This is a genomic window from Hymenobacter setariae (genome assembly GCF_007713685.1).
GTDB lineage: Bacteria > Bacteroidota > Bacteroidia > Cytophagales > Hymenobacteraceae > Hymenobacter > Hymenobacter setariae.
This window is the reverse complement of the sequence record NZ_VMRJ01000001.1, coordinates 100,482-118,559: the sequence shown is the minus strand read 5'-3', so window position 1 is coordinate 118,559 and position 18,078 is coordinate 100,482. Positions and strand designations below refer to the sequence as shown.

Annotated in this window: 20 protein-coding genes and 2 tRNA genes; 8 read left to right on the top strand and 14 right to left on the bottom strand. The window is 55.8% G+C overall.

All coding sequences use genetic code 11. The features are described 5' to 3' along the window. Positions 1-20: 20 nt before the first annotated feature. Positions 21-836 (bottom strand): M48 family metalloprotease, encoded by an 816-nt coding sequence (locus FNT36_RS00475; protein ID WP_144842891.1) that lies wholly within the window; start codon positions 834-836, stop codon positions 21-23. A gap of 250 nt (positions 837-1,086) precedes the next feature. Between FNT36_RS00475 and FNT36_RS00470 the strand changes: the two genes are divergently transcribed. Then, a complete protein-coding gene (locus FNT36_RS00470) occupies positions 1,087-1,500 on the top strand; it encodes a hypothetical protein (RefSeq protein ID WP_144842889.1) in 414 nt (137 codons plus the stop codon). A gap of 77 nt (positions 1,501-1,577) precedes the next feature. On the opposite strand, the gene FNT36_RS00465 is transcribed toward FNT36_RS00470, so the two are convergent. Continuing rightward, positions 1,578-1,952, bottom strand: a complete 375-nt coding sequence (locus tag FNT36_RS00465; protein ID WP_144842887.1) for a hypothetical protein — start codon at positions 1,950-1,952, stop codon at positions 1,578-1,580. A gap of 184 nt (positions 1,953-2,136) precedes the next feature. Between FNT36_RS00465 and FNT36_RS00460 the strand changes: the two genes are divergently transcribed. Next, positions 2,137-2,844 carry a 16S rRNA (uracil(1498)-N(3))-methyltransferase gene (locus FNT36_RS00460; RefSeq protein WP_144842885.1) on the top strand — a complete coding sequence of 236 codons (708 nt, stop codon included), beginning with the start codon at positions 2,137-2,139 and terminating at the stop codon, positions 2,842-2,844. Positions 2,845-3,017: 173 nt separating this feature from the next. On the opposite strand, the gene FNT36_RS00455 is transcribed toward FNT36_RS00460, so the two are convergent. Both FNT36_RS00455 and FNT36_RS00450 read right to left on the bottom strand, forming a co-directional pair. Continuing rightward, a complete protein-coding gene (locus FNT36_RS00455) occupies positions 3,018-4,454 on the bottom strand; it encodes an RtcB family protein (protein WP_144842883.1) in 1,437 nt (478 codons plus the stop codon). A gap of 48 nt (positions 4,455-4,502) precedes the next feature. Continuing rightward, positions 4,503-5,693, bottom strand: a complete 1,191-nt coding sequence (locus FNT36_RS00450) for a DmpA family aminopeptidase (protein WP_317129584.1) — start codon at positions 5,691-5,693, stop codon at positions 4,503-4,505. Between the two features lie 144 nt (positions 5,694-5,837). Between FNT36_RS00450 and FNT36_RS00445 the strand changes: the two genes are divergently transcribed. Continuing rightward, the gene (locus FNT36_RS00445) at positions 5,838-6,506 is read left to right on the top strand and encodes a DUF4159 domain-containing protein (RefSeq protein WP_144842881.1); all 669 of its coding nucleotides are present in this window, start codon (positions 5,838-5,840) and stop codon (positions 6,504-6,506) included. Between the two features lie 122 nt (positions 6,507-6,628). On the opposite strand, the gene FNT36_RS00440 is transcribed toward FNT36_RS00445, so the two are convergent. The 8 genes from FNT36_RS00440 to FNT36_RS00405 form a co-directional block, all read right to left on the bottom strand. Further along, complete coding sequence (locus tag FNT36_RS00440; RefSeq protein WP_144842878.1) at positions 6,629-7,201, bottom strand: 1-acyl-sn-glycerol-3-phosphate acyltransferase; 573 nt, start codon at positions 7,199-7,201, stop codon at positions 6,629-6,631. A 122-nt stretch (positions 7,202-7,323) separates the two neighbouring features. Further along, a complete protein-coding gene (locus FNT36_RS00435) occupies positions 7,324-8,100 on the bottom strand; it encodes a patatin-like phospholipase family protein (RefSeq protein ID WP_144842876.1) in 777 nt (258 codons plus the stop codon). 75 nt (positions 8,101-8,175) lie between these two features. Then, on the bottom strand, positions 8,176-9,138 hold the full coding sequence (locus FNT36_RS00430; RefSeq protein ID WP_144842874.1) for an SRPBCC family protein: 963 nt from the start codon (positions 9,136-9,138) through the stop codon (positions 8,176-8,178). Between the two features lie 9 nt (positions 9,139-9,147). Continuing rightward, a complete protein-coding gene (locus tag FNT36_RS00425) occupies positions 9,148-9,855 on the bottom strand; it encodes a metallophosphoesterase (protein ID WP_144842872.1) in 708 nt (235 codons plus the stop codon). Continuing rightward, entirely contained in the window at positions 9,833-10,150 is a 318-nt protein-coding gene (locus FNT36_RS00420) for a hypothetical protein (RefSeq protein ID WP_144842870.1), read from the bottom strand. Before FNT36_RS00420 ends, FNT36_RS00425 begins: the two co-directional genes overlap by 23 nt. Positions 10,151-10,375: 225 nt before the next feature. Next, positions 10,376-10,882, bottom strand: coding sequence for a hypothetical protein (locus FNT36_RS00415; RefSeq protein ID WP_233635567.1), 507 nt, complete (start codon positions 10,880-10,882; stop codon positions 10,376-10,378). Positions 10,883-10,999: 117 nt separating this feature from the next. Further along, positions 11,000-11,848, bottom strand: a complete 849-nt coding sequence (locus FNT36_RS00410; protein ID WP_144842868.1) for an MBL fold metallo-hydrolase — start codon at positions 11,846-11,848, stop codon at positions 11,000-11,002. A gap of 96 nt (positions 11,849-11,944) precedes the next feature. Then, on the bottom strand, positions 11,945-12,892 hold the full coding sequence (locus FNT36_RS00405) for an acetyl-CoA carboxylase carboxyltransferase subunit alpha (protein WP_144842866.1): 948 nt from the start codon (positions 12,890-12,892) through the stop codon (positions 11,945-11,947). A 281-nt stretch (positions 12,893-13,173) separates the two neighbouring features. On the opposite strand from FNT36_RS00405, the gene FNT36_RS00400 reads away from it, so the two are divergent. From FNT36_RS00400 to FNT36_RS00380, 5 genes are all read left to right on the top strand, one after another. Beyond that, a tRNA-Asp gene (locus FNT36_RS00400) sits at positions 13,174-13,247 on the top strand. Positions 13,248-13,483: 236 nt separating this feature from the next. After that, positions 13,484-13,557: transfer RNA gene (locus FNT36_RS00395), tRNA-Asp, on the top strand. 281 nt (positions 13,558-13,838) lie between these two features. Then, entirely contained in the window at positions 13,839-14,081 is a 243-nt protein-coding gene (locus FNT36_RS00390; protein ID WP_144842864.1) for a hypothetical protein, read from the top strand. Positions 14,082-14,601: 520 nt separating this feature from the next. Further along, entirely contained in the window at positions 14,602-14,886 is a 285-nt protein-coding gene (locus FNT36_RS00385) for a hypothetical protein (RefSeq protein WP_144842862.1), read from the top strand. A 205-nt stretch (positions 14,887-15,091) separates the two neighbouring features. Beyond that, the gene (locus FNT36_RS00380) at positions 15,092-15,823 is read left to right on the top strand and encodes a M48 family metallopeptidase (protein WP_144842860.1); all 732 of its coding nucleotides are present in this window, start codon (positions 15,092-15,094) and stop codon (positions 15,821-15,823) included. Between the two features lie 81 nt (positions 15,824-15,904). Here the strand turns inward: FNT36_RS00380 and FNT36_RS00375 are convergent, their stop codons facing one another. Then, a complete protein-coding gene (locus FNT36_RS00375) occupies positions 15,905-16,999 on the bottom strand; it encodes a glycoside hydrolase family 53 protein (protein ID WP_144842858.1) in 1,095 nt (364 codons plus the stop codon). A gap of 221 nt (positions 17,000-17,220) precedes the next feature. Beyond that, positions 17,221-17,931, bottom strand: a complete 711-nt coding sequence (locus FNT36_RS00370; RefSeq protein WP_233635566.1) for a GAF domain-containing protein — start codon at positions 17,929-17,931, stop codon at positions 17,221-17,223. Positions 17,932-18,078 lie beyond the last annotated feature (147 nt).

Sequence of the window (18,078 nt, the reverse complement as noted above, 5' to 3'; positions counted from 1 at the left end):
TTTAATTGCTTAAGGTTGCCCTATGGCTTGAGCCCAGCAGGTACCCCCTGCGGGAAGGCTTGCTGAATGTCTTTTTGCAGCTCCTCAATGCGGTTGCCGGGGTTGGGGTGGGTGCTCAAGAATTCAGGCTGCCCGCTGCGGCCACCTTGCTGGTCAAGCATTTGCATGACATTAATCATCGCGCGGGGATCGTAGCCGGCCTTTGGGGTGAATTTGACAGCGAAGTCATCCGCTTCTAGCTCATCTTCGCGGCCGAAGCGCAGCGACACCAGCTTGGCAATCATGGCAGCGGCGGCTGCTCGGGCTACGCTGCTGCCAGGATTGTTAGGGTCGTAGGAGGCAATGGCCGCGGCCCCGGACAAGCCCTGGGTTAGCTGGCTTTTTGACACCTGCTCGGCCGAGTGCCTGCCTACTACGTGGCCTATCTCGTGGGCTAGCACGCCAGCCAACTGGGCTTCGGTTTTCAGGTTCTTAAGAATACCCATCGTGATGAACACCTGCCCACCGGGTAAGGCGAAAGCATTGATGGTCTGGTCGTCGGCTAGCAGGTGAAACTGGTAGCGGTAAGCCGTTTTTTGGGCCAAGTTATTGGCGGCTACGAGGCGCTGGCCCACTTGCTGCACGGCCGCAGAAGCGCGGGCATCGGGGCTCTCGCCGCCATACTCGGCCGCCATTTGGGGGGCAGCTTGCACACCCAAGGCTATTTCTTGGGCAGCCGACATGTTCACGTGCTGCTTTTCGCCAGTTACGGGGTTAGTTGAGGTGTTGAAGAAGTAGCCAAACAGCGTGACGGCCGCAATGACTAGGGCAATGATAAAGCGAAGATTTAGTCGCATCTCAGAACTAGTGTTTTCGTGAAAGAAGGGTGCGCTCCTACTGCGCGTGCCTCCCTTAACGCACCAAATACGCCTAGGTTATTAGGCTACGGCCTGGGCCCGTATATCCGGTCCCGCTTAGCAGGGTGACACTCTTTTGGCCCATGGAAGGGGCGCTGGCCCACCGCGAAGCTGGGCACTGCCCGTCAGAGGCGCGTTTTGCGCAGTAGCTTCGCCGGGCTGGGCCAGTTGGCGGCCTAGGTAGTTGCTTATGTTTCGTTTTTTGCTTTCTGGCCTAGCGGCCGGCATGGCCCTGATGCTTAGCGGGTGTGGCCACGCGTTGTCTTCCATCCCAGGCTTTGAGGCAGCGGCTTGGCGCGCCGACCCCTACGCCTGCCACAACCAGCGCGCGGCGCTACTGCCGCCCTTGCTGGCCGCCCGCGCGCAGCTCTACGAAGCCCGCGCCGACGATGTAAACGCCCTACTTGGCCCCCCCGACGAAGAAGAACTAGAGGCCCAAACCGAAAAGGTGTACTATTACTACCTGGTAGCGGGCGCGCAATGCGGGCCGCGCCACCCGCGCTCAGCGGCACCGCGCCTGCGCCTACATTTTGGGCCATTAGGCACCGTTACGGAGGTGCAAGCTGACCCTATTTTACCCGCTAGCGAGCAGCCGGTACCCTAGGTGCTACTCAAAAAAAGCCAGCCGATAATTCGGCTGGCTTAAAAAATCGAAGAGAGGCTGGCAGGCGCCGCAAGCAGCTAGCCCTGGCCGTTGCCTACGGTAGCTGGGTTGGTTTGGTCTTGCTGAAGCAGGCTTAGCTGCGAGGGCGACAAAATGCGGGCGCATTCTTGCTCATACTGCCCTTGTAGCTCGGCAAGCTGGCTTGTGCGGGCCGAAGCATCGGCGGTAGTCGCATGCTCAATCTCTTGCTGCCGTGCCAAGCGCGTGCGGTTGATGCTGAACAGCTTAATGTATTGACCTTCATTAAGCTGCAAGTGGTTGCTCATCTCCCGGGTCATCGCCGTAACGACTTGGCTAGTCTTGGGGTCGATGGGAGTAGGACCGGTTTGCCCGTGGCTTACAATAGCCATCAAGAGAAGAGCGGGCACAATGGAGAGTAATTTGGTTACCATAGCTTATGCAGGAAAGAAGGGCTTGGGGTGTCTCAGAATATTGTCAAATTTTCTCCCAAATATACTTGGAATTTTTAATAAACAGTTTGTTTTTAATATTACTACTGTTCAGTTTATTCTTGTTTTCAACCTAATCGCTCATCACCAGCGTCGGACTACTTTTACACTGTCTAGCTTTAAAAATATGCCTACCTTTTATGCTCCCGACGCGGCGCCGGGCCATGCCACCTACCTCTTACCCGAAGACGAAAGCAAGCACGCCGTGCGGGTGCTGCGCTTAGCCATCGGCGATGCGGTGACCCTGGTGGATGGCCGCGGCACCTGCTACGCAGCCACAGTGACCGAGGCCAACCCCAAGCGCTGTAATTTACGCATTCTTAAGGAGGAGGTTATCGCGCCACGCCCTACTTATACGCACGTGGCCGTGGCCCCCACCAAAAACCTCGACCGCATGGAGTGGCTGGTCGAAAAAGCTGTGGAAGTTGGCATCGAGCGGCTCACATTTTTGCGCTGCGCCCGCTCCGAGCGCCGCGACCTTAAGCTAGAGCGACTCGAGAAAATCGCCGTCAGCGCTCTCAAACAGAGCGGCCAAGCGTGGCTGCCGCAACTCGACGAGCTAACGGATTTCGAAGATTTTATAGCGGAAATCGACCCAGCTACCACCTTCATCGCTCACCTCGAGGCTGGCGAGCGCACGGCCTTAGCCCAGGTAATCGGCACGGCGCCGCGCTGCTGCGTGCTCATCGGCCCAGAAGGCGATTTCACGCCGGCCGAAATTGACCTGGCCCTAGATCGAGGCGTGCGGCCCGTAACCCTAGGTGCCTCGCGCCTGCGCACAGAGACGGCCGCGCTGGCGGCGGTATTTACGGCGCAGGTGGTGCGAGAGCTTTAGTTGAACTTACTAAAAGGCAGATGCTTAGAGATTATTAGGTTTCTCCTTATGAAACACGGCTGAGCCTCGCGAACTAACACTTCCAAACGGCACCCTAGGCGGTGCGGAAGTACTAGTTTGTGAGGCTCATTCTAATAAGCCAACTGATAGTCGGCACCTTTTAAGCAGCAGGCTTATTCTGTCACGGCCGACAAGTCGGCTTGCGTATCGTTACCTAGTTTCTCTGCGGCTTTCTCCTGCCGCTTTTTCACGCGCCAGGGCGCATTAACCTCCCAGTCGCCGGCCATAATGCAGCCATAGGGCTGCACCTCGTCCACGGTGCGGGCCAGCTTAAACTCGCTGATTTGGCGCTTTACTTCCTCCGCATTTTTATAGGCGCTAGGCAGCTCCGAGATGTCGATTTCGTTGAAGAAAAAGCGTGCGTCGATGCCTTGGGTTTCTTCCGCAAACCACTCTTCTTTGGTCTTGTCGGCTTTGCTGTATTTGTGACGGGTACGGCTGAGGTTGCGGCCCGCACCGTGCGGGGCAAACCCTAGGTTGCTCTCGGTTGTCTCGCCCTCCACGATAAGGATGGGCTGCGCCATGTTGAGCGGAATAATGCGCGGCCCCGTGATATCGGGCATAAACTGTGGGTCGAGCGGTGTAGCGCCCTTGGCGTGGTAATACAAGTCGCCAGCCTTGAATACGAAGTTGTGCTCGTTCCAATAACGCTGTTGCACTGCAGCTTGCAGCCGCTGCACAATGTCGTCGTGCAGGCACAGGTGGTTGAGCTTGGTCCACTTACGCACGGTTTGCAACGCCGCCCAGTAGGCCTCGCCCTCCGGCGAGTCGGCGGGTAGCCAGGCATTGGCCGGAGCCGTTTCGGGCGACAGCTGCTGGCGGAAGCGCTCGGCCACTTTCATGCCAGCCGTGTAAAGCCGCGCCCCTACCCCGCGCGAGCCGTGATGCGTCACAAGCATGGTTTCGCCGGTGCGGCGCGACGTACCCACGAACAGGAAGTGATTGCCATCGCCCTGGGTACCTAGGTGCTCCTGGGCCAAACTCAGGCTCTTCTCAGAATCTAGGAAAGGATTAGCCTGAAACTCGGCCATCAGTTCGGCGGGCAACGAATATTGCCTTTCAGGTTGGCGGCCGCCCGGCCCAAAATGCGTTACTTGCTGGGCCACGTCGAGCACGGCTTTGGGGTCTATGTGCCCTAGGTTCGTCAGCATTACCGAGCAGCAAATGTCGGCCGAGTGCATGCCTGGGTGGATGGCATTGCGCGTTACCACCACACCACCCACCGGAATGGTACCTAGGGGCCCGGCCGGGCAGGAATCGGGCATCACGGCGCCCGTTACCACCGTGGGCGTGCGCATGAGCTGCTGCATCGACAGCCGCACATAGTCGATATTCTGCTGCTCCACAGCTGTATCGGCCTGGATATTCTCAAAGAACGGCCGCGGCTCGGGTAGTAGCGGCAGCGCGGGCGGTGGACCCACTTCGCGCAGATACGCAAGCATAGCCTCGCCTTCTAGGGCGTGGGTGTTGATGTGTTCGAGGGCCTCCGCCTCCTTAAACCACTTGCCCGATTTGAAGCCTAGGTCGATGAGGTCTTTGCCAGTGGTCATGGTTATTTTTATAATTTCTAGACTGATTTAAGCAGCTAAGATTAAGTATTACTTTAATCGATTATACTTTTTAAGTATTCTAAGAACCGCATGCTGCGGAAGCTTATAAACCTTGTTACCGTTTATACCTTCCAGTGTCTCTGCTGCAACCATAGCGTTTATAATAGCTTCTTCCACCGCTTGAATTGTGGCGTCGAATAGAGGGTCTATCATATCGTTAGGCAGCTGTTCAACCTTGACGAAATCTTTTCGCTGAAATGCTGTTCGATTAGCGGTAGAGAAAGCAATAAAAATATCGCCTGAGCCATTTTCACCTCGGCCACCCACCAAGCCTATACCAATCGGCACTCGTGCAGCAATTCTTTTGAGCTGATGCGGTAACACGGGGGCATCCGTCGCAACTACCACGATGATTGACCCATCACCTTCCTGCCGGTAAGATGGCGCCGCCTTAAAGTCATAATCCAAAGTGTCTCTAAGCTCTTTGCCGACAGGCACGCCTGCAATAGTAAGATTCCTTCTTTTTCCAAAGTTCGATTGCACCAAAACCCCAACAGTATAGGTTGAGTCGCCTACTTTAACTACCCGCGAAGATGTTCCCGTTCCTCCTTTGAAGCCCAGGCACATCATGCCCGTGCCCCCCCCTACGTTTCCCTCTTTTATCGGACCTGTAGTAGCGCTATTCAATGCCTCATACACATTAGATTCTTTTATATGAAAGCCATAAATATCATTTAAAAACCCGTCATATGTTTCGGCTACCACGGGATAGGCAAACCAAAAATCATCTTTGTGCCAGCCTATTTTTATAAACCACTTCGTTACGGCATCTCGCACAACGCCAACACTGTTGGTGTTGGTTAACATGATGGGGGTTTCCAAAAATCCTGACTCAGTTACCCAAGTCGTTCCTGTCATTTCTCCGTTCCCGTTTAGCGAATACCAGTTGGCATAAACCGGATTGTTGTTCTTGCCTCGCGGTAAAATCGCTGTAACTCCCGTCCTCACGGGGCCTTTTCCTCGCACATTTTTCCCTTGCCCCGAGATAATAGTACTATACCCAACCTCAACGCCCTTGACATCTGTAATTGCGTTGAACTTGCCCGTGCCGCCATTAAAAGGGATACCAATATTCCGTGCCCTCGGTTTTTGGCCAAAGACCATCGTTGGCACTAAAAAAAATAAGTACAGAAGCCGAAGGCGCATTGTCATTGCAAATTTTAACTTAATCGGCTGCATTGACACCAAAAATTAATGCAGGGTTGTCAGTTACCGCGTTTTTCAATTAGCAGTCGTACATACAAACTGTTTTAGCGTAGCTACCGAAACTTTCTTACATAGGCTTTTCTTTGTGAAATAAGTCGGTTTGCCCGGCTTTTTGCTATGTTAAAACATCTGCTTCTCGCTGCCTTTCTCCTACTCTTCACTACCGCGGCCACCCCGCCCACCGCGCCGAGCTACCAACTGGCTAAGCTGCACTATGGTGGTGGAGGCGACTGGTACGCTAACAAGACTAGCCTACCCAACCTCATCAACTTCTGCAACCAGGCGCTGCATACTAATCTGGCCCCCGATGAGGCCACTGTAGAGCTCGACCAGCCCGAGCTGCTCACCTATCCCTTCCTGCACATGACTGGGCACGGTAACGTGAGCTTTACCACTGCAGAAGCCCAGAACCTGCGCCGCTACCTCATCGGCGGCGGGTTCTTGCACATCGACGACAACTACGGCCTCGACAAGTTCATCCGGCCCGAGATGAAAAAGGTATTCCCCGAGCTGGAATTTGTGGAACTGCCCTTCTCCCACCCCATCTACCACCAGAAGTATCAGTTTGCTAAAGGCTTGCCTAAGGTGCACGAGCACGATGGTAAGCGGCCCCAGGGCTTTGGCCTTGTGTATAAAGGCCGTTTAGTGTGCTTCTATACCTTCGAGTGCGACCTAGGCAACGGCTGGGAAGACGTGGGTACCTACCCCGAGGACACACCTGCTGTGCACGACGCCGCCCTGCGCATGGGCGCCAACCTCGTAAGCTACGCGCTGACGCAGGATTAAAATTGCCTGTGCGGGCCCAACGAAGTGGAGCGCGGTAACCTTTCCTTTACGCATAGCAAACGTTGCTTTTGCCTAAGGAAAGATTGCCGCGCTCCACTTCGTTGGGCCCGCATGGGCATAAGTTACCGCACGCCTTTCTCCGGGAAGCGGCCCTTCTTGGTGCGGTAGAAGGCTTTTATTTCTTCTAGGTCCTTTTCATAGTCGCCGGTGGGCCACACGGCCGGGCCTACGCCGGCTTCTTTTTTCTCGTAGTCGAGAAAACCTAGTAAGATGGGCACGCCTGCTTCGAGAGCGGCGTAGTAAAAGCCCTTGCGCCACTTGGGCTGGTAGGCGCGAGTGCCCTCAGGGGTAATAAGGATAACTAGCTCTTCGTGCTGCTTAAAGAGCTGCACCATGCCATCGACTAGGCTGTTGTTGCGGCTGCGGTTTACGGGCAGCGCGCCTAAGGCCTTCACCAGCCAACCTAGGGCAGGGTTTTCGGTCCACTCACTTTTCACTGTAAAGCGCACATCCACATCCATGATGTAGAAGGCAGCGCGCGCCATGATGAAGTCCCAGTTACTTGTGTGCGGGGCCGCAATCATCATGCACTTTTTGATGTCGGGCGGAATCTGGCCAGTCTGTTTCCAGCCAGCCACACCGAAAATAGCCTTAGCGATATAGTACCAGAAGGTAGAGGTTTTGCGGGCAGCCATCTAAGCAAAGCGAATCTTGGAACCCCAAAGCTAGGCAAAAACTGCCAGTGCAAGCGCGGCACAGCCATATAGGCTCTTGCCCATACCTAGCAGTCCACGGCTTGTAGGTATACACTACATGATTAGTTGCCCGCCAGCAGAGCGCGCAATTCGGCGGCGCGGCTCAGCGTGTGGCGGTAGCCAATCTCGAAAAGCTCATTGGCCTTGCGGAAGTCGAGCGGGCGGTACTGCCGCAGCTCGGGTGGTTCGAGCAGCAGTGCGCACTGGGTTTTGCGGGTGGCCACATTGGCGCTGAGCGCGATTTGCAGGGTGCGCTCCACCACCCGGCGCAGGTTGGGCACCCGTCCTTCGCGGTTGATGGGATTGCAGTGCACGCCCACAATGGGCGCCCCTAGGGGCAGCAGCGGTTCCACGGGCAGGTTATTGAGCAAGCCGCCATCTACGAGCTGCCGCCCCTGGTACTCGATGGGCCGGTACACGATGGGCACCGCCGCCGAGCCCAGCAATGGCAGCAAGAGCGGCCCCTCGCTGAAGTATACCGACTCGCCGGCTTCGAGGTCCGTAGCCACCAGCGTCAGCGGCAGCCGCAGGTCTTCAAAGCGTAATCCCACCCCGAGGTGTCGCTCTAGCAGCTGCCCCACGGCATCGAGCCCCAGCAGCCCCTGGCTCCCAAACACGGGCCGCGTAAGGCGCGGAATACTGGTGGCTTGCAGCAGCCGCAGCACTTCGCGCGGCGCCATGCCGGCCGCATAAAAGGTGCTGACAATGGCGCCCGAGCTGGCACCCGCCAGCGCTCCCACTGGCAGGCCCAGTTCGTCGAGGGCGGCCAGCACGCCTAGGTGCGCAATACCCCGCGCCCCGCCCCCCGACAGGGCCAAGCTTAGGCAGTTAGGCTGCATACACGCTGCAAAAGTGATTTCATTAAAAACAGAACCATAAAGCTACACCCCGTAGCCCGAGCGTGACGGTTAACCTCAATTAGCACTGGCCCGGACTTTGAGGCCGGCCAATTCTCCGTCCAGAATGTCGGCCATCAGGTAGTGTGCCCATATTTCGGCGTACCAATTGAAGGGCGTGTTAATGTAAAACTGACTCGCCAGATGCAGTCGGGTGCGCCCGCCAGCCAAGGGTTGTAGCTGATACGTGTCTTGTAAAATGTCTAGGTGCTTTCCTCCAATCATGATGTGCTCATCCATCACGGCGGGCGGCACGGCACTTGGGTTGGCATTCACTTGCAATACCAGTTGGCGAGCCGGCTGGTAGCTGGCCACAGTTTCTTCAAAGTACAAGCCTTTCTCGTAGTGCGCTACCCGCTTGCCGCCTACCTTGAAGGTATCGAGGGTGGTGGTCAGATGCCGCGGAAACCCAAATAGCGCGGCTAGCGAGTGGGTACTAGCTGGGGGCGCGCTGGTCTTTCGGCTGGTCAACTGCTGCCAAACCACGGTGGGCGGCGCCTCCACCACTACCTCCCGGCTAATCGTAAGCTGCTTAGGTATAAGCGCTTTCTCGCCTTCAATAAACCCTAGCACCAGTGGCCCAGCCACCAAAAAGGACACATTCAGGCTGGTAGGCTGTTGTGAGTTGTCCGAGCCCTTATTACCACGCGACCGTTGGGAGAAAGCGATGATGCCGCCAATGCCCGCAAACGTGGCAAATATCGGAAAGACCATCAGCCAACAAATGGTACCTTCCACATTAAGCGCCAACGTAATAATCAGCAACACTAAGCTGGTCAGCCAAGGCATAAAAAAAGCGCCCACGCGCGTGCGGACGCTGACAGCAGGCAACAGCAGCACCGTGAGATAACCGACACCCATGGGCACCAGAAAGAGGAACGTAATGCTCATAATTTCCATCAGCCCATTGGCGAAGCCAAACAAAAGCCGAATTACTAACCCATAAACAGCTGCTAGAGCAATAGCGAACAACGATTTCATAAGATGCTTTTAAGCTGGGTTGACCCGCACGAATACCACGTCTTTCGGACAGTTGTAGCGCACAGGAAGCGTGTCGCCCAAGCCTTTACTGATTATATAGAGGCAGTTGCCAAGCTGGGCCTGCAAGATATTCCAGCGATAGAACAACCGCCCCGGGTATAGTCCCCGTGCCGAGCGCCAGAGCACCACTTGGCCGCCGTGCAGGTGACCAGCAAAAATCAGATTATGAACTGCTTGCAGCCGATTCGGGGCGATAGGCTGGTGCAAGCATAAGATGCTAAAATCTATGCCTTCGGCCCGGCTGGCTACCCCTTTGCCGCCTACTGCAATCCGGTGTCCCGCCAGCTTGATTTCGACAGCGTCCTTACCTAACCAAACCAAGCTATTGGCTTCAACCATTGCTTTCACCTTCGCCAGCCCAAACCACTCATCGTGGTTGCCGGCAACTACAAACACGTGCGGCCGGCCAGCCAGAAACCTTAGCAGGCGGCCGAAATGTGCCACGCCCCGGGGCCCATCTAGGTAGTCGCCACCGAGCAAAATCACCTGCGGGTTAAGCTGACTTATCGTGACTTCGAGCCGGGCCACAAGGGGGCCACCAAACCGCGTCAGGTGTAAGTCGGAAAGGTAAAGCACCGTGAAGCTGCCAACACTGGCGCAGTGATAGTCTAGGTGCCGAACCTCAAAGTCCGAATTATACCCTAGGTCTAACTTCATGATGATACCAGTGAATGAGGGCTAAGCAGCCAATATGCCAATTACGCCACGGCTGCCGGCGATTTAGCAGCCCGGCTAGCATGAAGGCCGCAATGGCCAGTGTCCATGTGAGCGCCCTCATAAAACCAACCTGGTACGTTGCCCAAATGCTAGTGCGCAGAGGATGTGCCACGCGGTCGAGCAGCAACGGAAACAGAAATAGAAAATGGACTTCTACAACGTAAAACGCCAGCCCAGCTAGGGGTAGTAGCCACAACAAGTGCAGCTTGGCCAGCGCGGCGGCCGTGGCGAGCATAGCTAGCAAGCTACATCCATACTTGAAGCTGCCGTACCACCCAAACCTAATTTCTTGGTCAAACCTAGTCGGTTGCCCAGTCTGAGAGGGCAGGTGCGCCCACATCCAGTGGGCACCCGTGGTGAAAATGACTGGCGAAAGCGGCCGCTGCACCTGCGTTGGCTGCTCGGCAAATTGCCGAGTACTCTGCCTAAGCAAGTGGCCAACTGTCATATAAGCTGCTGCTTAGCAGTAGATATAGTGAAACCAAGCGAGCCAAGCTGCCCCATTGCCAAACACGAGCATCCGGTGATAAGCATTCTCAACCGGTCCGCAGCGCTTGATATGGAACACAAACTCATCGTAGCTGATGGCCACCACGGTGTAAATCAACACGATTACAATAGGAATTAGCAATATGGTGGGTTTGTGGTGCAGCGTAGCAATGCTCATCAGCAAGAACATCGGTACCCCACCTAGGCCCAGCGCGGCGGCTTCTGCATCACGCTCTTTCTTCGGAATTTTTAGATTGAGCGGGTTGCGATGGTAGCGCCAGTCCAGAATGCCACCTAGGGTGGCGACCGTGCCCGCCAGCCCAACCACCAAAAACTGCCACGGTAAGTAAGGAAACTCGCTATTAAGCTGCAAATGAGCATTATGTCGAAACAGCAAGAGCAGCAAGCCAAACAAAGCAGGCGGCACCAGCAGCAAAACCAACGAGATATAGTGCCGGTACGGTTGGAGAACTGACATTTTTTAAAGCAAGCTCTTTTAACAACGGACGCTTTGCTGCTCGACCAAGAGCCAGTACAGCAGGGCTAGCCACTGGTGCTACCCAGCCCCTGGCACCTTTGCAGTATCGACCACATTCTATAGCTCCGCGATGCGCAGCGTGTCAGCTAGGCGCACGCCTTTGTCGGTGAGCTGCACGGTACAGGCTTCGTGGGTGGGGTCGTGTTCGAGCAGCAGCACCCAGTTTTCTTCGGCGGCGCGGCGCAGCACGGCTTCTTTTTCGCTCATCGTCACGAGCGGGCGCATATCATAGCTCATCACGTAGGGCAGCGGAATGTGGCCCGTACTAGGCAGCAAATCGGCCATGTACGCCAGCGTGCGGCCTTTGTACTGCATCACTGGCACCATCATTTTTTCGGTGTGGCCGTCGGCAAACAAGATGTCGTGCAACATGGGCAAGGCAGCCGGTACCCCTAGGGCCGGGTCCACAAACTGCAGCTGGCCGCTTTCCTGAATCGGTAAGATATTCTCACGCAGGAAGCTGGCTTTTTCGCGCGGATTGGGGTGCACAGCCCAGTCCCAGTGTGCTTGGTTACTCCAGTAAGTAGCGTTAGCGAAGGCCGTTTGCAAAGCGCCATCGGGCCGCCGCACTACTGAGCCACCGCAATGGTCGAAGTGCAAGTGCGTCAAAAACACATCGGTGATGTCGGCACTGGTGAAGCCCAGCTTCTGCAAAGACTTTTCTAGCGTGTCGTCGCCGTGCAGGTAGAAGTGCCCGCGAAATTTCTCATCTTGCTTGTCGCCGATGCCGTTATCAATGAGCAGCAGTCGGTTGCCATCTTCTACCAATAGGCAGCGCATGGCCCAGGTGCACATGTTGTTGGCATCAGGCGGATTAAGCTTCTGCCACATGCTTTTGGGTACCACCCCAAACATGGCTCCCCCATCAAGTTTAAAAAGGCCGGTATCGAGCGAATGGATTTTCATTTAACAGCTATCAATTAACAGTTAACAACCAATCAATTAATGGAGCCTCCGGTGGATAGATGCTACTAACTATTAATTGATAGCTGTTAAATGGCCTTACTCTACTACCACACCCATTGCCGAGAACTTGTCGATGCGCTGCGAAATGCGCTCCTCAGCCGGAATGGCATCCAGCTCGGCTAGCGTACTAAGCAGCGTTTCTTTTAGCGTCTCAATCATTTGCTGCGGGTTGGTATGGGCCCCGCCTAGTGGCTCCTTCACGATGCCATCGACCAGCCCGGCCTGTAGCATATCGTTGGCAGTAGGCTTCATGGCCTCGGCGGCCTGCTCCTTGTAGTCCCACGAGCGCCACAAAATAGTCGAGCAGTTTTCGGGAGAAATAACTGAATACCAGGTATTTTCTAGCATCAGCACGCGGTCACCGATGCCGATACCCAACGCTCCACCACTGGCGCCCTCGCCGATGATGACGCAGATAACGGGTACCTTCAGCATGAACATCTCCTTGAGATTGCGGGCAATGGCCTCGCCTTGGCCCCGCTCCTCTGCTTCGAGGCCCGGAAAAGCCCCCGGCGTATCGATAAAGGTGACAATGGGCTTGTCGAATTTTTCGGCCAGTTTCATCAGGCGCAGAGCCTTGCGGTAGCCCTCGGGGTTGGGCATGCCGAAGTTGCGAAACTGCCGCTGCTTGGTATTATGCCCCTTTTGCTGGCCAATGACCATGATGGTGCGCCCCCCTATTTCGGCGAAGCCACCCACCATGGCCTTATCATCGCGCACGGTGCGGTCGCCATGCAGCTCCACAAATGTTGAAGCCATGCCACTCACGTAGTCGAGCGTGTAGGGGCGTTCGGGGTGGCGCGAGAGCTGCACGCGCTGCCAGCGCGTAAGGTTGGCGTAGGTTTCCTTTTTGAGGTTTTGGATTTTGGCTTCTAGCGCCAATACCGCCTCCGTTACATCAACGTCACTATCGGCGGCCAGCTTCTGCATTTCGTGGAGCTTGCCTTCAAGCGCGGCGATGGGTTGTTCAAAATCGAGCAGCATAAAGTCAGGGAAATAGTTTCCTAGGGTCTGATAGAGTAGCGGGTTTGATAGGTGCGCTTGCTTGCGGGCGCTTACGCCGCCAAACACCGGGCGGCAAAGGTAAACCTAAACCTTGCCAGCTGCCCACCCCGAAAATAATCGGCCTGAGAAACAACCATCAACGTGCGCCAACGACCCAAATACGCACTTTTTTACTGGCTTTGCTTGCTGCTGCCGATTAGTTCGCCCTACCTTTGCAGCACCAAAGCGGAAAACGGCAGCGTTTTCTGGTCGAGGTAAACGGTTTGGTAGTTCAGTTGGTTAGAATGCCGCCCTGTCACGGCGGAGGTCGCGGGTTCGAGTCCCGTCCAGACCGCAACCGTTAAAAAAGGCCCTTCCTACTCAGGAAGGGCCTTTTTTATTGCCTAGGCAAAACTGCACCTTAGGACATGCACCTCTTCTGCCGTTCGCCATTTTTAAAGGCACTCATTCGCACAACGTTAGCTTTTTTTATTAATTATTTTCGTTCCATTGCTTGTAAAAGCAATTTTTAAGCGCTTACCTTTGCGCCACCAAAGCGGAAAACGGCAGCGTTTTCTGGTCGAGGTAAACGGTTTGGTAGTTCAGTTGGTTAGAATGCCGCCCTGTCACGGCGGAGGTCGCGGGTTCGAGTCCCGTCCAGACCGCAACCGTTAAAAAAGGCCCTTCCTACTCAGGAAGGGCCTTTTTTTATTGCCTAAACCGCCAAAAGCATCGGTGGCACAGTGTATCCACTTACACCGCTGGCCGCCAGAGCGCTAGTTTAGCACTACTCTTTGGTGCAACTTACTTTTTCTGAGTTAAGCCTCCGGCCTGCAACCAGTTGCGTATTTTTTGGCTCTTTGATACCTACGCGCTGCTTGTCAGCTTTTTTTGGCAAAGTAGCCTCATGACAGCGGTCTACTGTTTCACTTAGTAAGTCACTTATATGAAAACGCTTCTAGCTCTCGCCACTAGTATTGCCCTTGCTACGCTGCTACTGCCGGCCCAGGCCCAAACGCCAGCTACTACGCACGATAATCCAAACCCCGCTCAGCCGACTCCAAAGCCTACTACCCAACGCGGTACGACTCCTAAGAAGACTCCTGCCCCGGCCGGGAGCAAAGCGATGGGACGCAAGTTTGTTGAAAAAAGTAAGCCCACCGATGGACTCCACATTCCTATTAAGTAACGAGCAGCTTCTCTAGCAGCTGAGGGTAAGCGCTGGGTGTTCTACCCTAGTCACCGCTTTTTTGCGTATGCGAGTCGGCGCGTTAGCGCGGCCGATACTAGCGCGACCTCTTGAGCCTTAATTTGGTAGAGAGACTCACCTAGGAGGCTACATCTTTTTCATTAACTCATTACCCTGTCCCTTATGAGAACGCTCTTGGTTGTTACGGGCAGTCTTTGCCTAGCTGCTGTGGCAGCTTCAGGCCAAACCCCCGCTAAATCAGCCCCGGCCAAACCAACGCCAAAATCGGCTGAGCAACGCGCTGCTACTTATAAAGGGCCTAAAGTGGTAAAAGACACGAAGGCCTTAGGTGATAAAATGATTCGCGAGAGCAAGCCAGCCCCGCCATCGCCGGGCAAACCGATTCCGAAGTAAGTTTACCAGCCGCAGGGGGCAGCTAGAGCTTCGCTGGCTACTGGCTGCCCGTCGGCTTTATGTATGTAGTTAGTCAGTTCGCCGTCTGTCTTGCGGCTTCGCTCTTATGGAAAGGTTTTACGATGTGACCGTTAAAGGGGAGGCAATACGGCTTGGGCTCCACGCAACGAGTGTAGTGCCCGATGGCAATCGGGCCCGGATTAATATTCATTCCGACGCCGACACGCTTGCAGAGTCGCTGCCTGCCGACGTGGCCTTGCAGTTTGACGCTGCGGCGCAGGCTGCTCGCGCAGCCTTGGCCTCGGTAGCCATTGCCCACCTCTATCCCGACCAGTCCTACGACGAAGTACTACGCCGCCGGGAAGCCGCCCAACATAGCCTTCTCCACTAGGCGCTTTAGGGATACAGAATCGGCTTCGTTGTGCCTGGTATGGGCCGGTTACCTAGGTAGCCCAAAGCGCTAGCTACGGCCGCAACATGAGCAGAATGCAATGTTTGCATGAGTCGCGCATAATCTAAAGGGATAGGGACGCTTGCTATTTTTGCCCCTGGTTGCTCAGTTGCTGGGCTTTTTACTTTGCCCCTTGCCCTAGGTTATGCGCGAGCTACTCATTGATGATATCCGTGCGGAAGTAGTTCGCAAATCCGTGCGCCAGTTGCGGCTTTCCATTTTGCCGCCGCTGGGCAGCCTGCGTATCACCGTGCCGCTGCGTACCACTGAGGCTACTATTCGCGAAGTAGTGTTGCGCAAGCAAGGTTGGATTAGGAAGCACCAAGCCGCTTTTCGACAGCGCGTACCTGCCCCAACTCTGCACTACGAATCGGGCGAAATACACTACTACCAGGGCCAGGCGCTGCGCCTATGCGTGCACGAGCAAGCAGGGCGAGCCCAAGTGCGCCTGCTGGCCGGCGAGCTACACCTGCACGTGCCCCTAGGTGCTACCGCGGCGCAACGGGCGCAAGCAGTAGCGCGGTGGCGCCGCGCACAGCTACAGGCCCAGGTGCCTGCGCTATTGGCTAAGTGGGAGCCTATTGTGGGCGCGCAAGCAGCGGCCTGGGGCATCAAACAAATGAAAACACGCTGGGGCACATGCAGCATCCGCGCCCGGCGTATTTGGCTGAGCCTAGAACTGAGTCACTGGCCCGTTGCCTGCCTCGAATATGTGGTGGTGCACGAGCTTACGCACTTGCACGAGCGCTTACACAATGCACGCTTCTGGCACTTGCTGTCCCAAGCGATGCCCGACTGGCGCCAGCATCACCAAGCCCTCAGGCACGGTCAACTAGCGGCGCTGGCCGAAAATGCTACTGTGGCGAGCAGTGCGTAGTTAATGGCGTAGCCTATTAAAACAACAAGCCAGTCTATATTAAGGGGCAGTTATTTTATCTGAGCAGCGACTCGCACAGTGCTACTTAGCCTTCTTTTTGGCCGGCTGTGGCTTGGCTGCCTTGACGTTGGGCTTGTCTACCAAAAAAGCTTTGAGGGCCGGCGAGGGCTTGCCATCGTCTCCCCATGCGTTGAGCTGGTAGCCACTCCAGCTTTTGGCACCTTCCGGCTCCCAATAAAATACGCCTAGGCCCTTTCCCTGGGGCACGGCGCGCACGGCTTGCTGCGTGGCCACTAGCATGTCGTAAGTGTTCTTTACCAGAGTATAGTCGCCGCCGACCTCGGCCACCACTACCTCCTTGCCGGGGTAGCGGCTCACCATGTCGAGCAGATTAGCCTGCAGGTTGGCGATGGAAGCCGTGTAATCTTGCTTGAGCCAGTACGGGTAGTACGACATGCCAATGACGTCGAACTTGCCGCCTAGGCTGGTCAGGTTGTCAAAAAACGACCGGTACATGGCGTTGTCGTTGCCGCGGTCTAGGTGCACGATTACTTTAGAAGTTGGGCTCACCGCCTTCACGGCCTCGTAGCCTTTGGTGATAAGCTGGGCCAGCTGCGCAAAATTTTTGGTGCTGCCTTCGGGCCAAAGCATACCGCCCGGTATTTCGTTGCCTACCTGCACCCACTCGGGCGTGACGCCGGCAGTTTTCAGCATGGTCATCGTGCTGAAGGTGTGGTCGTACACATCGGTGAGCAGCTGCGGGAAGGGGTGGCTAGCCCAGGCGGCGGGCTTGGCCTGCTTGCCGGGGTCGGCCCAGGTATCGCTATAGTGGAAGTCTATCATGACCCGAAACCCTAGGTCGTGCGCGCGCTTGGCCATGGCCACTACCTCGGCGGGGCTGCAATGCCCGCTGGCCTTGTCGTCGGAGGGATTGACGAACACCCGCAGACGTATCGAATTGATACCTTGCGCTTTCAGAATGGCAAAGCAGTCCTGAGCCACGCCTTTTTCGTTGTAGAACACGTAGCCAGTGGCTTCCATCTGCTGGAGCCAACCTACGTCGGCACCCTTGGCGAATGTTTGGGCGGTGGCGGGCGCGGCTAGCAGCGAAGCGGCGCACCAAGCAGCCCCAAGCACTAGGCCCGCACGACGGGCCGCCAAAGCAAAAAATTTCATAAGCGGCAGAAGAGAAGCCCAGTGCCACAGCCGCCAATGTCAGAGGCTACAGCACTTGGCCATTTTGTAGTAGAATAGGGCAAAACTAACCGTCCCACTCTCAACAAAAGAGGCGCTCATACCGCTTGCAGCCGCAGTTCTTAGGTAACTAAATAGGTACTAGGTGGCTTAGCCCAGGAGGCTGGCAGCTAGTGGTCACTCCTGCCCTATCACACTTCTGGCTACAGCGACTCCGAATAATAGTCGGCCAGCTTGCCGCGCAGCTCTTGAAGCCGACGGTCTACTAGCGCCAGCACATCGGCGGGCACAGGAATGTGCGTGCCCGAGTATGTGGCTAGGTATCGCACTAGCGCTATTAAGGCTTGTACTTCCCAGGCCAGTTCCGTGCGCACCACCTCCCAGTGCGCTTCGCCGTGAGTTGGATGAGTTAGGCACTGCTGGCGAATGGCAATAAGCCCCGCTACTAGCTGCGCATGCTGCTCAAGTACTAGCTGCTCGGCTGCACTAAAAGGGCGCGGCTGCCGGTCGATGATACAAAACGTACCGATGCAGTGCCCATCGGGCGCGCGAAGGGGCGCACCGGCATAAAAGCGCAGCCCTTTGGAGTGGGCAGCTACCTCGGCCTCCAGCGTAAGGGCGTGGCTGTGCGCTAGGTCGGTAAACACGACGGCCTGCTCTTCCTTGACGGCGAGTGCGCACACGGCCTCAACGCGCGGCTGGCTCCGCAGGCCGGGTAGGCCATGCACGGCTTTGTACTGTACTTCGTCGGCAGCAACGAGGGCTATCAACGAAATAGGGACATTGAACAGCGTAGCCGCTAGCTCGACGACCTCGGTAAAGAGCGCTTCCGGCAGCGAATGCAGAATATCATAATTCTGGAGTGTTTGTAAACGTGTAGTCTCATTGGCCGGCAGCAGGGAAAAGGGAGTCATCGGCATGACAAGTAGTAAGTAATCGATAGCAGGAAAAAAATATAGTCGACATTATTTTAATAATTTAAATATAGAGAGGCGCGCTGAATATAGCAACTACTAGCGGCCCATACATACGCTGTGTGCTAGCCACTCGGTTTTAGCTGC